The 1,073-nt window shown below is 67.6% G+C and carries 1 protein-coding gene; it reads right to left on the reverse strand.

From position 1 onward, the window contains the following. Positions 1 to 962: IS110 family transposase (locus AB0H57_RS32860; protein ID WP_357512646.1), on the reverse strand; the 962-nt coding region annotated here is incomplete at its 3' end. Positions 963 to 1,073: the final 111 nt, after the last annotated feature.

Consider the following 1,073-nt stretch of genomic DNA (forward strand, 5'->3'; position numbering starts at 1 on the left):
TATCGCTCGCCGAGAAACGTGTCGGTGCGTGATGCGCCGACGGCGGCTTCGCCCAGGACGCGGGCGAGGTAGCGGTTGCCGTGCCCGGTGGAGCCGTTTCCCTTGTTCCTGCCGGCGGATTCCTTCACTCCTGGGGCGAATTTGGCCCAGGAAGCCAGGTGCCCGGCGGTGGGGAACCGGGTCATGTCCAGGCCGATCTCGGCGATGATGGCGTGGGCGGCGGTGGCGCCGACACCGGGGATCTCATCGAGGCGGGCCACCGCTGCCGTGAAAGGGGCAACCAACTCCTCGATACGGGCCTCGACCGCGGTGATGTCGGCGTTGAGCATGTCGATGTGGGCGAGCATGCGGGCCAGCAGGAACGCGTGGTGGTCGTTGAAGCGCCCGACAAATGCCTCGCGCAGGTCATGCAGTTTGGTGCGCATGCGGGTACGGGCCAACTGCGCCAGGGTGTGCGGGTCGCGTTGCCCGGCGACGAGGGCGTCGAGCATCGCCCGGCCGGAGACGCCGAAGATGTCGCTGGCGACCACGGACAGTTTGATCTGGGCGTCTTCGAGGAGCTTCTCCACCCGGTTCTTCTCCCGTCCCCGCTCGCCGATCAGGTCGACGCGGTAGCGGGTCAGGTCCCGAAGCTGGCGGATCGCGGCGGGTGGAACGAAACTCGGGCGGATCATGCCGCGTTCGGCTACCTTGCACAGCCAGACCGCGTCGGGCTTGTCGGTCTTCGGCCGGCCGGGCAGATGCTTGACGTCGCGGGCGTTGACCAGCCACACCTCGAACCCCGCTGCTTCCAGCAGGTAGTACGGCGGCTTCCAATAGTCCGACGTCGCCTCCATCACCACCCGGGTCACGCCGAGGTCGGCCAGCCAGTCACCCAGCCCAGTCAGCGACCGCGTCATCGTGGAGACGGTACGAATCTCCTGCACTCGTCGGGTTGACCCAGTCGGGCTGGGCAGCCGCACGCAGCACACCACCTCAGCCTTACCGATGTCCAACGCCGCAACCCGCTCCACGACCTGCGCATCGTCTGGTGCCTCCTGCATCTGCGACCTCCCTTGCCACAGCACTCGACC

Source organism: Micromonospora sp. NPDC050686 (assembly GCF_040654475.1).
Taxonomy (GTDB): Bacteria; Actinomycetota; Actinomycetes; order Mycobacteriales; family Micromonosporaceae; genus Micromonospora.